Raw genomic sequence first — 13290 nt, 5'->3', positions numbered from 1 at the left:
TTACTGGTCTTCTAGGCACGCCTAGAAGACCAGTAAACAGCCTGGATACACCTCAAATCCGACAACGTTGGCGAATCTGAAAATCTTTTGCTACTTGCATGAAACTTTGGTTTTTGCACATCGGGATAAATTGGTCAACGTTGACCAATTTAGAAATCGGACGGTTTTTGAACAATGCCAAATTCCACATCAATGTGGAATTTGTGCCCAAAGGTAAATCTGACAACTGCGTTTTTGCATTGCAAAGAAATTACCTGTTTATAAAAAAAAACCATCTGCGTTCCCTTCTCTGTAAAAGGCGTGTTTCCTAACCGTTAAAGGAAAGGCTCGGCACCGGGAGGAGCGGGGTTATAACAATTCTATGAATTCTTCAATGGTGAGGCCCGCCTGCTCTAAAATGCTTTTGATAAGCATAGGGCTTAAGGTCTCCCCGGCGTGAACAGGTACTGTTACCAGGTTGCTACCCGGCTTATATAAGTGGTGATGGCTTCCATTTACTCTGACCACAATAAATCCAGCCCCTTTAAGGGCTGTTACAACCTTCTTACCGGTAACCCTGGGCATCCTAGTCATGAAACACTGACCTGCACTTCAGCAAATTCAACATCTCCCTGAGGGATCGGCTGTCCTATTAGCTTTAGAGCTTCAATATGGCCTGTTATGGCTTCCTGGACCCGCTCCAGCGCTTCCTCCCTGTCCTTGCCTTGGGTAAGACAGCCCGGTAAAGCGGGAACGGTTACAACATAGACCTGAGCGTCATTATCCCAGGTAAGGATAACTTTGAACTTGCGTGGCATCGGTGGCAGCCTCCTCCTTAATATATTCAAACAAGTCTCCTGGCTGGCAGTCAAGGGCAGCACAAAGTTTGGCCATTACCTCAAACGTTATTCCTTTTGCCTTTTCATTATATAGGGAGCTTATTGTATCCCTGGCTATACCCGTTAGATTGTGAAGGTCCACGATTTTTAAGCGTCTTGAACCCATAATAGTACTCAAATTACATTTTATTTCCATAACTAGCATTCACCTCAATGTAATTATAGCAAATACTATGCATTATGCAAATTAATTTCTACATTATGACGACACATAACTGCAAAATGTAGTTGACAATTTATAGCTCAGGGGCTACAATGTGAAGTAACTAGTAGGCATATTGCAGTTTATGGTATGCATAACGAGGGGGATGATAGTTTATAAAAATAAAAACAGGAAGGCCAGCCCGCCAAAGCAAGTCCTTCCTGTGTCCACCCCCAAAGGAGTTGTTCATATTATAAAACCTCCTGCGGGAAAATGTCAAAATACAATGTTTCCAATTATTTGACAGGAGGGTTCACTATGGCTATTAAAAATTTAAACAACAGGGTAACCGTAGCATTCGGAGCAGAAGATTCTCAAAATGATATTAAGAAATCAAAAGAAGAACTCTTTGAGCAAACCGTTGCTATTGAGAACGCTCTTTTGAAACTTGAAAAGGCAGACACGTTATTAAACCATTGGTTGCAGGAATATGGGTTTCATGAAAAACCAGATCCCAGTTTAATATCTAGTGCCAGGACCCCAAGTAATGCTATGCGCAAGGCCCAAGCTCAAAAATGGTATTGGGAATATGATTACATTTTTAAATTTATTGACATTGTAAGTAATTATGTTGATGAGAGCAAAAATCTATTAAGTCAGGCTATAGGGGTCGAGTAAAAATTCCAAACTTTAGGCTACCATCAAAGTGAGGGGGGGGTTAGATTAAAATGCCCAAACAAAACTATACTGCTGAATCATTACCCGATATCTTGACAGCCCAACATATTTCTGACTATCTCGGTATTTCGCGTCGCAGAGTGTATGAACTGTTCCAACTAAAACCAGATTTCGGTGGTATACCTAATTTTGAAATAGGGTTCTCAAAGCGAGTCGACAAACAGGACTTTCTCCAGTGGATTGAGGCCAAGAAAAAAGAAAAGGCCGAGAAATAGTTTTCTAGCCAGGTTATTGGATGTGAATAAAAGCAGGGGCAGACGCTATTCACGTTAAGGAAATGTTTCCTTAACGTGGCGGGCAATGTCCCGCTCCAATAATATTAAAATGACGGTTGTAAGCCTTCACTGTGAAGGTTCATTGAAAGCAACCTTCAGTAAAAAATCCAGCAACGGCACGGTTTGTGAAGGTTGAAAGGTTGTGAAGGTTTTACTGCTACCTTAGCGGGGGCATGTGTGTACGCATATTTTTATGCGAGGAGGGTTTATTATGCGAGGAACAGTTATTAAAAATGAAGGTAAACGCGGTGACACCTATAGTGCTATGCTGAGAGTGCCGGATCCTGTGACCGGCAAGGAAAAGCTTAAGAAGAAAACCTTCAAGAGCAAAAAAGAAGCTGACAACTGGTTAACAGAAACTATCAACGATGTTAATAAGGGAACCTATAGCGAACCAGCTAAAATGACGCTGCGGGAATGGCTAACTGTTAAAATCCTACGGGAAGCAAAATCTTGCTCTCACCACCTATGAAGGTCATAAAATGATTATCGAAAAACACCTTATTCCGGAGTTGGGTATGATCCCATTAAAGGACTTAAAGCCGAAGCACATAAGGGACTATTACGATAAGGCCCTGGAGAGTGGCCGGAAAGATGGCAAAACGAAAGCCCTGGGCGTTGGTTTGAGCCCTACGACAGTAAGCCAGCACCACAGAGTGTTAAGGGAAGCCCTACAACATGCCCTCGAATTGGAAATGATACCCCGTAACCCTGCCGATGCGGTAAAGCCCCCGCGGAAGGTTAAGCATGAAATTAAATTCCTGCCGGTAGCTGATGCCAACAAAATTATAGACCTATTTAAAGGAATTTATATGTATATGCCGGTGTTCCTGGCGGTAACAACCGGAGCACGGCGCGCTGAAATACTGGGGTTGACCTGGAATGACGTTGACCTTAAAAAAGGAATTATTCATATTAGGCGAGGCCTTTACGTTACAAAAGAAGAAGGAGTGTTCTTTAAGGAGCCCAAGAACAAAACAAGCCAGCGGTCGGTTGCAATATCACCAAACGTAGTTAAAACGCTAAAGGCCTATAAAACAGAGCAGAAAAAGAAAAAGCTTGCTTTTGGTGAGGGCCACGAGGACAAAGATATTGTTTGTTGTTTGCAGGATGGGCGACCTATTATTCCGGCCACAGTGACAAAGAGGTTTCAGGAGACTACCGAAAATGCAGGCTATAAAGTAACCTTTCACCAACTACGGCATGCTCACGCGAGTTTCCTCCTGCAGCAAGGAGAACACCCAAAGGTAGTATCTGAACGGCTAGGGCATAGCAACATAAGTATAACTATGGACCTGTATTCCCACATTGCACCTAATTTACAGAAGGAAGCCGCTGATAGATTAGATGATATTCTTTTTAAAAAGTGACTCCCAAAAAACAAATGTTACTGAAATGTTACCGAAAATAAAAAAATAGGCAAAAGGAAAAGGCTTCCAAAACCCTGGAAGCCTTGATATTTGGTGCCCGAGACCGGAATCGAACCGGTACGGGGTTTAATCCCCGCAGGATTTTAAGTCCTGTGCGTCTGCCAGTTCCGCCACTCGGGCATATGGCTCTTACATAGCGCATAGATATTTTAGCATTTGCCGCTGCCTATGTCAATGACAGCAAATCTACCTTTGGCACCGTTTCGTGGTAGTGTCATCCTTTTGAAGCGGGTTCGCCTCATGGCGGGCTTATTATTTTTGAGAACCAGGGTATCTAAGCCAATAAAAAAAGTTAAAAAGGCGGTAAAGAAGGTGGTCTTCAAATAACGTAGTATTTATATCATTAGCCTTAGAAAAAAGTCTGATACTGAGGGGGCTCCGTTATGAATAATTTGGAATTGCACAGGGTTCCAGTTGAAAGGCTGAGAAGGGCCTGTAAGCCGGAGGAACTTGATTTCTGCATGACTACTGAGGATGTGCCGCCTCTTGACGGTTTTATCGGACAGGAGCGGGCTGTGCGCGCGATGCAGTTCGGCTTGGCCATGGATGCCCCCTGTTACAATATTTTTGTGGTGGGCCAGCCCGGCACCGGCAAGAGCACTTACGTTCAAGCGGTTGTTGCTCAGACGGCGTCAAAACGGTCCCAGCCCAGTGACTGGTGTTATATTTACAACTTCGCCGAGCCGGACCGTCCCCTGGCTGTTGCCCTGCCGGCAGGCGAGGGCCGTGGTTTCCAAAAGAGCATGGAAGAGTTTGTGTCCGACCTGCGCGTAGCCTTACCAAAGGCCTTTGAAGGCGGGGACTATGAACAACAAAAGGACGCCATCGTACAATCGGTGAGCCAGAAAATGGCCGGCTATTTTCAACAGCTTGAAGAGGAGGCCGGAGAAGCCGGCTTTAACGTCAAGCAAACATCCAAAGGGGTGGTGTTTATACCCCTCAAGGACGGAGAGCCGCTGTCCCAGGAGGATTATGAGAAACTGCCTCCCCAGCAGAGGTGGGACATGGAAGAGAAAGGCCGTAAACTGAGGAAAAAGCTGGAAGGCGCCTTCCATACCGGTCGGATGCTGGAAAAACAGGCAAAGGAACAAATTGACGAACTGGAGAAGCAGATCGCTCTATTTGCAGCCGGGCCACTGCTCGGCAAACTACAGGAAAAGTACAAAGAATTCCCTGCTGTTCTCAATTACCTTGAAATAGTCCTGAAAGACTTAACTGGTAAACTGGATTTGTTCAAAAGCTCCGAATCTCATCCTGCCCAGCAGCTATTACAGCTCTCCCAGGAGGAAGTGGACCCTTTTAACCGTTACAAAGTAAACCTGTTCGTGAATAACGGGCTGAACGGAGGAGCTCCGGTCGTTATTGAGCCCAGTTCCAGCTATTACAACCTTTTCGGGAAAATTGAATACCGGAGCCAGGTACTGTCCATGAATACGGACTTTATGATGGTCAAGCCGGGCGCCATTCACCGTGCCAATGGCGGGTACCTGATCTTGCAGGCAAAAGACGTTTTGGCTGACCCCTTCATTTGGGATACACTAAAAAAAGCGCTGAAATACCGCCAAGCCATGGTCGAAAACATTGGAGAGCAGTACCGTCTGGTACCTACGGCTACCCTCAGGCCGGAGCCTATTCCCCTGAACGTTAAAGTAATCATGATCGGCAATCCGGTATTGTATCACCTGCTTTACAGCTTGGACGAAGATTTTCAAAAGCTGTTCAAGGTAAAGGTTGACTTCGATACGGAAATGCTCCGTAGTCCGGAAAATCTTCGCCATTATGCTTCTTTTATTAGTTCGGTCTGCCGGCGGGAAAACCTGAAACACTTCAGCAGGGAGGGGTTGGCCAGGCTGATTGAACACTGCTCGCGTCTGGCTGGAGCCCAGGACAAGCTCTCCACTCGCTTTAATGAGGTGGTTGAAATAGTCAGTGAGGCCGCGGCCTGGGCAAAGGTGGAAAATTCCAGGTATGTGGAAAGCTCACACGTCAACAAGGCTATCAAGGAAAAGATTTATCGCTCCAACAGGATCGAAGAAAAGCTGCAGGAGATGGTACTGCAGGAAACTATAATGATTAATACCGACGGCGCTGTAGTGGGTCAGGTCAACGGCCTTTCTATAAGCAGCTCTGGTGATTACACTTTTGGGCGGCCAATCCGCATTACGGCCAGGACCTATATGGGGCGCGGCGGTGTGATAAATATTGAGCGGGAAACGAACTTGAGCGGTAACATCCACAACAAGGGAGTGCTAACCCTTGGAGGTTACCTGGGCGGCAAGTTTGCCCAGGGCAAGCCGCTGGGGGTTACGGCCCAAATTACCTTTGAGCAGTTGTACGACGGGGTGGAGGGGGACAGCGCTTCCAGCGCGGAACTATATGCTATTTTGTCCAGTCTGGCGGGCCTTCCTTTGAAGCAGGGTCTGGCTGTAACCGGTTCGGTCAACCAATTCGGTGAAATTCAACCGATCGGCGGCGCTACTGAAAAGATTGAAGGCTTTTTTGACCTGTGCCGGGCCAAGGGCCTGTCCGGCGACCAGGGCGTGGTTATCCCGGTGCAAAACCTGAGCAACCTGATGCTCAAAGAGGATGTGGTAGAGGCTGTAAAAAATGACCTGTTTCATATTTACGCAGTCAGAAACATCGAAGAGGGGATTGAGCTTCTAAGCGGCGTGCCGGCGGGTCAGCCGGGGGAATACGGCAACTACCCGGACGGCACCGTGTTCCGCCTGGTCGACCAAAAAATCCACGCATACAACGAAGGTCTGCGCAAGGCGGGGGCTAATACCCGGCGCAAAAAAACGGCGGGTCAGGTGAAATAAAAAGAGCCCCTCGGGGCTCTTTACAGCGTCAAGCCGAAAAGTTTTTCAAGTAACTGCGCCGAAAACATTTCGGCCGCTAAAATGTTGCTCAAATGTGGGTGAGAATTCATGCTTTTTTGTGTTCTTCTTTCTGCAGCAGCCTGAGCAGGGCTGTGGCTGCCGCATCTTCCGGGTTGTCGTGGCAGCTTTCGAAACAATCGTCTTGATAGCGCCACTTGTCGGTATCCTTGTCGTAAGAGAGAGAAAAGCCTTTACCGGCTCGTTTTTTTAGCTCGTAGAGCAGCATGGTAAGCCTGGGAAGCCAGATCAGGTGGCCAACGTTGCGCAGGGACAGGACGATTTTGTTCTCCTTTTCATGCTTGGGTATAATCGGTTCAATGATCTCTTCTCCACCATCACCGTAGACTATGGTAAGGTCGCCAACCTTTGGCTCCCAGGGTAAATACTTTGCCAGTTCTTTAGCCAGCTCAACACTGATCACCGTTTAAGACCTCCTTTCTCGCGGGGACTGATTCCGTTGGTCATTCTATTATATATCTATTAACATAGGAACACTATATATCATAATATGGAGGGGAGCTTGAGACGGGGCGCGCCCCGCAGACATTTTATTGCGGCTGCGTTTTTTTATCAACGTACTATAAGAACCGAGCAAGGGGCATAACGGGTAACGGCGCTGCTAACGCTCCCCATCAGATAACCTTTAACGCCGCTGAGACCTCTGCTGCCCATGATAATCAGGTCATATTTGTCAACTCTTGCTTTCAGGCAAATTGCATCTGCCGGATGGCCGGGAACCATGTCAGTGTCAATTGTGATATTGAATTGGTCTAATTCCTTTCTTGCTTGCTCCAGCAGTTCTTTACCCTGGAGCCTTGACTCCTCAATCACTATACTGCGAAAACGATCCACCGGCAGGATCGGCACCACGTGAAAAAGCGTAACCTCGGAGCCAAGTATGGAAGCCAGTTCGGCTGCCTGACGGGCAGCCAAAGACGCTTTTTCGGATCCGTCCACGGGGATAAGTATTTTTTTATACATACCTGCACCCCTTTCTTTGATTAAATATTACTTCCTTATACTCTTCCAAAATCCTGCAAGTTAGGACCGGACTGGATCCAAAAACATGTTCAACTTTAGTGCAGCCGTTGTTGCGTATTATTTTTCTTCCCCCCAAAAAGACTACATCCAAAATGCTAAAAGCGGTCAGGCCGGATTGCTTAAAGCCCATCCATTGTTTGCCGTCCGTCCCCGCTGACGGGAATTACTTCTCCCAGAAAGCGTGGTTTGGCATGGAGCAGGTGGATTTGGGCAAAAATTTTAAGGCGGGCAGGTATTTCTCGCAGGCTGTAGAACCAGGCGCCGGCGTACAATTGCCTGTCGGCGGACACGCCGGCCGCCTCAATACCTAGAGCCCTGGCGGCGTATACTGCCCTCGGCAGGTGGTAGGACTGGGTTACCACCACCGCGGAATCCACCAAAAATACCTGCCTGGCCCGGTACAAGCTGTCAAAGGTGGAGAAGCCGGCGTGGTCCATGAAGATATCCTCAGGCGGTACGCCCAATTTTTCCGCGTACCTGCGCATCTGGTTAACCTCGTCGTAGTCTGTACGGCCGTGGTCGCCGGACATGATGATTTTTTGCACACGCTTGTCCTTATATAGCTCCACCGCGGTTGTTACCCTGTCCGCGAGCATAGGGCAGAGCCAGCCGTCCGGCGAAGCGTAAGCGCCCAAAACGACAGCCGCCTGCAGGTTGGGGCAACTGCCCTGAGCGACGATATATGCCGCTCCCCTTTTCTGGACAAAACGGTCGACGGCAAGCAGTCCGGCAGTTAATCCTGCAGCGATAAGCAACAACCACAGGACTACCTTTTTTGACCAAAAAGTCATCGAATAATCCCACCTTTTTTTACCTGTAGTATATAACCCGGCTCAGCGCTTTTTTGTGACATTGGTACAAAACAATATTGCCTGGGGTGGTCTTATTTTGAGAATTTCTTTATTGTTCAAAAAAAAACTTGTGCTATGATAATTAAGGAATACTACGCAGGGGGGAAAGAGTTTGTATACAAACTGGAGACGTACTCTTGTTATTGTTGCGGTGGCAGCTTTAATCGCTGGAGTGATGTTCGCCGGAGGTTGCCAGCTTGTCAAGGATTTATATCCCGCAAAACAGGGGGATGAGGGAGGCGGTCTTGCTACTGCTGAACAGTTGCCGGGGGTGGGGCCTGACGCCATCGCTGATGTAGTGTCTCAAACCAGCCCTGCTGTGGTGAAGATATCGACCCGGATAAATACCGGAGCTTCCGGCAATCCCTTTGTGGATGACCCGTTTTTTCGCCAATTTTTCGGGCTTCCCCAAAGGCAACGGGAGCAAGAGGGCCTTGGCTCGGGGTTTATTATATCGGCTGACGGCTATGTTTTAACCAATGAGCATGTTGTTGACGGAGCTGATGAGATTACCGTCACTGTGACCGGTTTTGATCAGGATCTGCCGGCCAGGGTGGTGGGCGCGGACTACGATTTGGACCTCGCCCTTCTAAAACTGGATGCGGGTAAAGACTTGCCTTTCCTGCCCATGGGCAACTCAGACCAGATCAGGGTCGGCAACTGGGTCATTGCCATTGGCAATCCTTACGGCTTGGATCACACGGTCACGACCGGTGTAATCAGCGCCAAGGGACGACCGATTGCGGTGAACGACCGCCAGTACGAAAACCTGCTCCAGACCGACGCCTCCATCAATCCCGGCAACAGTGGAGGGCCTCTCTTAAACCTGCGGGGTGAAGTGGTGGGGATTAATACGGCCATCAACGCCGAGGCCCAGGGGATCGGTTTTGCTATTCCTACCAGTACCGTTGCGCGGGTGCTGGAGGACCTCAAAAATAACGTTATTGCCGTACGGCCCTGGATAGGTGTGCAGGTCCGTTCCGTGGACGAGGACGCCATCCGTTCCCTGGGGCTGGATAAGGCTGAAGGAGCGCTGGTGGTAGGAGTTATCAGCGGCAGCCCGGCTGATAAAGCAGGTTTGAGACAGGGTGACGTGATTATGGAATTCAACGCGAACAAGATCGGCAACGCAGACGATCTGGTCGCTGCGATTAAAGCCTGTCAGGTCAACGCCAGTGTCAATGCCCTCGTGGTTCGCAAAAAGGAGCTTCGTAGCGTGAGCATAACCATCGCAGAGAAACCCAGGAATATCAATTAAAATATGTGTAATAGCTTTGGGAGTACATGGATGATTAACTGGAAAAGAATTTACAGGCTTTTGGAGGATGTAACGCCCCTCGCGGCGGATTGCGGCAAAATCTGTGGCGCGGCCTGCTGTTCGGAGTGGGAGCAGGGGGTGGGGATGTACTTGCTGCCGGGTGAGGAGGTAATGTTCAACAAAAACGAGGAATGGTTATGCTGGCAGGAGCACTCTACGGAGGAATACGAGTTTTGCCCGAGTTGGACCGGCAGCGTTAGCTTTGTCAGTTGTAACGGCGCATGTCCCAGAGATAAAAGGCCTTTTGCCTGCCGGACTTTTCCCGTCGTACCTTACCTGACTCCTGACGGAAATCTTGAGATGAGGCTTGACCAGGCGGCCTCCCTGCTTTGCCCGCTGGTTAAGGCAGGCGACCTGGGTCTTCTTGAACGACGTTTTCTGGTCCGGGCCCGGTTGGCCTGGGAGGAACTTTTGCAGGAACCGTTGATCAGGGATGATGTGGAGTGGGAATCGCGGCGGCTTGACCGGGAACAAGGGGAACCCTGGAAGAAAATCTTCTGACGGCCCTTTCCAAAATATTATTCCAACAAAAAAGCCGGGTTGTTCCGGCTTGAATTTTTAACCAACCAACCGGTTGAGTAAACGGAAGAAAAACTTAATTACTGATAGGATAAAAGAAAAAAAAGCTAAGAAATTGGCAAAAAATGTTTGCCTGCGCTGAACGAATGAAGAATCCATTAACGAGGCCCCCTTGTTAAAAAGTTTATAATTATGTAAATGTGCCCTGTTCCTATATTTGCTATAATATGTTACGACGTGCAGTTCAGTTACAATATGTTTGCAAATATGCAACGGACTGCTGGTCAACAAAACAGTCCGTACGAATGCAAATTCATAAAAAAGAATATATTTGATGGTGGGCTTGTATTCCCACTGTCACGAACCGTCCCCCTGCCATGAAGCTAATAGGAATGCAGTATACAACAACATATTCCGACGTCGGACATCTGACGACCGGCGACTGAAAAATATACCCACGTCTCACGTCTCACGTCCCAATGTCTTTCCCAGCAGCTCGACCGTATGGACCACATCGGTTTTACAGCCGTGGGCGGCCAGTCCGTGGCGCAGTTGCATAATGCAGGTGGGACAGGAGGTTGCGACGATTTCCGCGCCGCTTTTTTTTATGTTGGCAATTTTCTTATTCAGGATGGACATACTGGTCCGGTAGTGGTACAGGGCAAAGGCGCCCCCGCTGCCGCAGCAGTCCGCGGCGCCGTCCATTTCCCTGAAATCCATGCAGGTAAGGCGCAGCAGTTCTCGCGGCGCGGCCGTAATCCCCTGCGCTTTGGCCAGGTGGCAGGGGTCGTGATAGGTTACCGGTTTTTGAATTTGTTTTAGCCCCGGGCTGTACTTTTGAATTAATTCAAGCAGCAGCTCCGACAGTTCCGTCACCTTGAGCCCGTCGAATTCCGGACTCTCTTTGAGGGTTGCGGTGCAGGAAGCGCAGTCGCTGACCACGGCCTGCACATTAAGACGCCGAAAAACTTCGCTATTGGCTGAAGCGAGGGCGGAGGCGGCAGCTGCTTCGCCGCTTGCCAGTTGGGGCAGGCCGCAGCATTTTAATTCCGGAGGAATGACCACTTCACAGCCGAGGCTGGAGAGGACTGCCACTGTACTTGCCGCTGCGGCGGGGAACAGGAAGTTGGTGGAGCAGCCTAGAAAATAGCCCACCCGCAGCCTGGTTTCTCCGGTGGCCGGTGTTATAGCGGGGATGATGGTGTGCGCGGGCCGGCGGGGCAGGCGTCCCGGCAGGGCAAAACCAGGCGGGAGCAGGCGTAAGTAAAGGCCCAGTTTGTCCAGGCCCAGGGCCTGGATATTGCGGGTTACCCCCGCTGCAAGAGCCAGGCGGCGCGGCCTGGTCCAGATTTTCCTGAATACCAGCCTTTTCACCGGGGAAGGCACTTTTACGGCGAGCTCGGCACGGGCAGCGGTAACGATTTGGTGGACTGGAATGGCGGAAGGACATTCCTTTGAACAGGAACGGCAGAGGAGGCACCGGGAGAGTTGGGCTTGTACTTGTGAGTTCGCTTCTATTTCACCGGTTGCCAAAAGGTGTGCCAGAAAAACCTTGCCGCGCGGGGTGGCAGTCTCGTTCTTTACCACCTCGAAAACAGGGCAGACCGAGCGGCACTGCCCGCAGCGCACGCAGCGCAGGTATTGTTCTTTTAACCCTTCCAGGTCCTCAGGCACGGTCCTTGCCCCCTTCCGGGGGCAAAAGTTTGCCTGGGTTCATAATGTTAAGGGGGTCCAATGTTTCCTTCAGTTGTTTCATGACAAGCGCCGCTTCACCATGCTCGTCCATGGTATACTGGTTTCTTACGGCGCCAACCCCGTGCTCACCGGTAGTGGAGCCTCCCATGGCAATGGCCAAACGGTGTATATCATCCACCAGGGCATTGGCCCGCTGCACCTCAGCGCTGCTGTCCAGGTTGATTACGGGGGCCGTATGGATGTTGCCGTCGCCGATATGGCCGTAGTTTACCACTGCCACGTCGTGTTTCCGGCTCAATTCCTTGATCCGGCGCAAAGCTTCGGTTACCCGGCTTAAGGGGACGCTGATGTCCTCGCCGGCGAAGATCCTGCTGCCGTCCGGACGCAGTCTGGCTGCGGCGACGGCCACAACGCTGCGGCCCCGCCAGAGGTCGGCCATCCTGGCCGGGTCGGTGGCCCATTCCACAGAAACAGCGCGCCTGCCAACTATTTCAGCAATCTGCTGCCCTTCCCAGGCTACCCCCGCCGGGTTGCCGTCCACTTCGAAAATAAGGATGGCCTCGGCGCTGGGGAGATTTATTTCGGGTTTGTACATATTAATGGCTTGAATGGCCGAAGTATCGAGGATTTCAATACCGGAGGGGAGAATGCCGGACTGATACACGTCGAGAACGGCCGCCGGGGCCTGTTCCAGTTCGCTGAATACTGCCATGGCCATGCCTCGCGCCTTGGGGCGCGGCCATACCCGCAGGCGGATCCTGGTGATAATACCCAGGACACCTTCCGACCCCACGAACAGTTTGGTCAGGTTGAGTCCCGAGACGTTTTTCAAAGCCCGGCAGTTGTTGGAGCCCCCGGTCTGGATCACCTGTCCGTCCGGCAGGACCACCTCCAGGCCGAGCACGTACTGTTCCGTAGTCCCGTACTTAACCGCCCGCAGGCCGCTGGAGTTATTGGCGACCATCCCGCCGACAGTGCACATGCGGGTGCTGCCGGGGTCGGGGGGGAAGAACAGTCCGAAGCCTGCCAGGTGCTCGTTCAGCTTATAGTGGACCACCCCGGGCCTGGCAAAAACCTGCATGTTGGCGACGTCAACCTCCTCGATGGCGTCCCAGGCGGAGAGGTCGACCACAATTCCGCCGCGCACCGCCAGGCAGCCGCAGGTCTCACCGCTGCCGGCGCCGCGCGGAATTACCGGTATGCGCCGCTGTGAGGCCAATTTCATTAGGGCGGACACTTCTTGAGTGGATCGGGGCAGTACCACCGCGTCCGGCACGAAACTGTGGAACCTGGCCATGAACGAGCTGTCGTAGCTGTACATCCTGCGTTCAAGTTCAGAGGTGAGAACCCGTTCCGGGGGAAATATCCTCTTAAGTTCCACGCCAAGGTCCTGATGGCCCAAACTCTCCACCTCGTTTGTTAACTGAGAAGTTGATAAAATAACATTTTACTCTGAAAACACACACAGATCGCTCAAAAAATGTAGGTGCGAATTCATTCGCACATGACCCGAAAGAATGCAGT

The 13290-nt window shown here is 50.3% G+C and carries 15 protein-coding genes and 1 tRNA gene; 7 read left to right on the top strand and 9 right to left on the bottom strand.

Features of this window, described 5'->3' with window-relative positions:
• Positions 1-348: 348 nt before the first annotated feature.
• The 3 genes from Psch_RS14315 to Psch_RS14305 are packed head-to-tail and all read right to left on the bottom strand — an operon-like array spanning position 349 to position 1014.
• Positions 349-573: a type II toxin-antitoxin system HicA family toxin gene (locus tag Psch_RS14315; protein ID WP_190258568.1), complete on the bottom strand. Its 225-nt coding sequence runs from the start codon at positions 571-573 to the stop codon at positions 349-351.
• Positions 570-797, bottom strand: coding sequence for a type II toxin-antitoxin system HicB family antitoxin (locus Psch_RS14310; protein WP_190258567.1), 228 nt, complete (start codon positions 795-797; stop codon positions 570-572). Before Psch_RS14310 ends, Psch_RS14315 begins: the two co-directional genes overlap by 4 nt.
• Positions 760-1014 carry a helix-turn-helix domain-containing protein gene (locus Psch_RS14305; RefSeq protein ID WP_190258566.1) on the bottom strand — a complete coding sequence of 85 codons (255 nt, stop codon included), beginning with the start codon at positions 1012-1014 and terminating at the stop codon, positions 760-762. The genes Psch_RS14310 and Psch_RS14305 overlap by 38 nt, the downstream gene beginning before the upstream one ends.
• Positions 1015-1338: 324 nt before the next feature.
• On the opposite strand from Psch_RS14305, the gene Psch_RS14300 reads away from it, so the two are divergent.
• From Psch_RS14300 to Psch_RS14285, 4 genes are all read left to right on the top strand, one after another.
• Complete coding sequence (locus tag Psch_RS14300) at positions 1339-1698, top strand: hypothetical protein (protein WP_190258565.1); 360 nt, start codon at positions 1339-1341, stop codon at positions 1696-1698.
• A gap of 50 nt (positions 1699-1748) precedes the next feature.
• Positions 1749-1973: a helix-turn-helix domain-containing protein gene (locus Psch_RS14295; protein ID WP_190258564.1), complete on the top strand. Its 225-nt coding sequence runs from the start codon at positions 1749-1751 to the stop codon at positions 1971-1973.
• Positions 1974-2244: 271 nt separating this feature from the next.
• Entirely contained in the window at positions 2245-2505 is a 261-nt protein-coding gene (locus Psch_RS14290) for an Arm DNA-binding domain-containing protein (RefSeq protein WP_190258563.1), read from the top strand.
• A gap of 10 nt (positions 2506-2515) precedes the next feature.
• On the top strand, positions 2516-3403 hold the full coding sequence (locus Psch_RS14285) for a tyrosine-type recombinase/integrase (RefSeq protein ID WP_190258866.1): 888 nt from the start codon (positions 2516-2518) through the stop codon (positions 3401-3403).
• Positions 3404-3494: 91 nt separating this feature from the next.
• Here the strand turns inward: Psch_RS14285 and Psch_RS14280 are convergent.
• Positions 3495-3583: transfer RNA gene (locus Psch_RS14280), tRNA-Leu, on the bottom strand.
• Positions 3584-3846: 263 nt separating this feature from the next.
• On the opposite strand from Psch_RS14280, the gene Psch_RS14275 reads away from it, so the two are divergent.
• Positions 3847-6282 (top strand): Lon protease family protein, encoded by a 2436-nt coding sequence (locus Psch_RS14275; RefSeq protein WP_190258562.1) that lies wholly within the window; start codon positions 3847-3849, stop codon positions 6280-6282.
• 106 nt (positions 6283-6388) lie between these two features.
• On the opposite strand, the gene Psch_RS14270 is transcribed toward Psch_RS14275, so the two are convergent.
• The 3 genes from Psch_RS14270 to Psch_RS14260 all read right to left on the bottom strand — a co-directional run bounded on the left by Psch_RS14270 (position 6389) and on the right by Psch_RS14260 (position 8174).
• Positions 6389-6763: a hypothetical protein gene (locus Psch_RS14270; protein ID WP_190258561.1), complete on the bottom strand. Its 375-nt coding sequence runs from the start codon at positions 6761-6763 to the stop codon at positions 6389-6391.
• Positions 6764-6912: 149 nt separating this feature from the next.
• Positions 6913-7323 carry a universal stress protein gene (locus Psch_RS14265; RefSeq protein WP_190258560.1) on the bottom strand — a complete coding sequence of 137 codons (411 nt, stop codon included), beginning with the start codon at positions 7321-7323 and terminating at the stop codon, positions 6913-6915.
• Between the two features lie 179 nt (positions 7324-7502).
• The gene (locus Psch_RS14260; RefSeq protein ID WP_190258559.1) at positions 7503-8174 is read right to left on the bottom strand and encodes a SanA/YdcF family protein; all 672 of its coding nucleotides are present in this window, start codon (positions 8172-8174) and stop codon (positions 7503-7505) included.
• 172 nt (positions 8175-8346) lie between these two features.
• Between Psch_RS14260 and Psch_RS14255 the strand changes: the two genes are divergently transcribed.
• On the top strand, positions 8347-9492 hold the full coding sequence (locus Psch_RS14255; RefSeq protein WP_243124128.1) for a trypsin-like peptidase domain-containing protein: 1146 nt from the start codon (positions 8347-8349) through the stop codon (positions 9490-9492).
• Positions 9493-9522: 30 nt separating this feature from the next.
• Positions 9523-10053 carry a hypothetical protein gene (locus tag Psch_RS14250; RefSeq protein WP_190258558.1) on the top strand — a complete coding sequence of 177 codons (531 nt, stop codon included), beginning with the start codon at positions 9523-9525 and terminating at the stop codon, positions 10051-10053.
• Positions 10054-10533: 480 nt separating this feature from the next.
• Here the strand turns inward: Psch_RS14250 and Psch_RS14245 are convergent, their stop codons facing one another.
• Together Psch_RS14245 and Psch_RS14240 are read right to left on the bottom strand one after the other, a co-directional pair.
• Complete coding sequence (locus tag Psch_RS14245; RefSeq protein ID WP_190258557.1) at positions 10534-11745, bottom strand: (Fe-S)-binding protein; 1212 nt, start codon at positions 11743-11745, stop codon at positions 10534-10536.
• Positions 11738-13168: an FAD-binding oxidoreductase gene (locus Psch_RS14240; protein WP_243124127.1), complete on the bottom strand. Its 1431-nt coding sequence runs from the start codon at positions 13166-13168 to the stop codon at positions 11738-11740. The genes Psch_RS14245 and Psch_RS14240 overlap by 8 nt, the downstream gene beginning before the upstream one ends.
• Positions 13169-13290: the final 122 nt, after the last annotated feature.

The organism is Pelotomaculum schinkii (assembly GCF_004369205.1).
Taxonomy (GTDB): domain Bacteria; phylum Bacillota; class Desulfotomaculia; order Desulfotomaculales; family Pelotomaculaceae; genus Pelotomaculum_C; species Pelotomaculum_C schinkii.
This window is presented reverse-complemented; position numbering and strand designations above follow the sequence as displayed.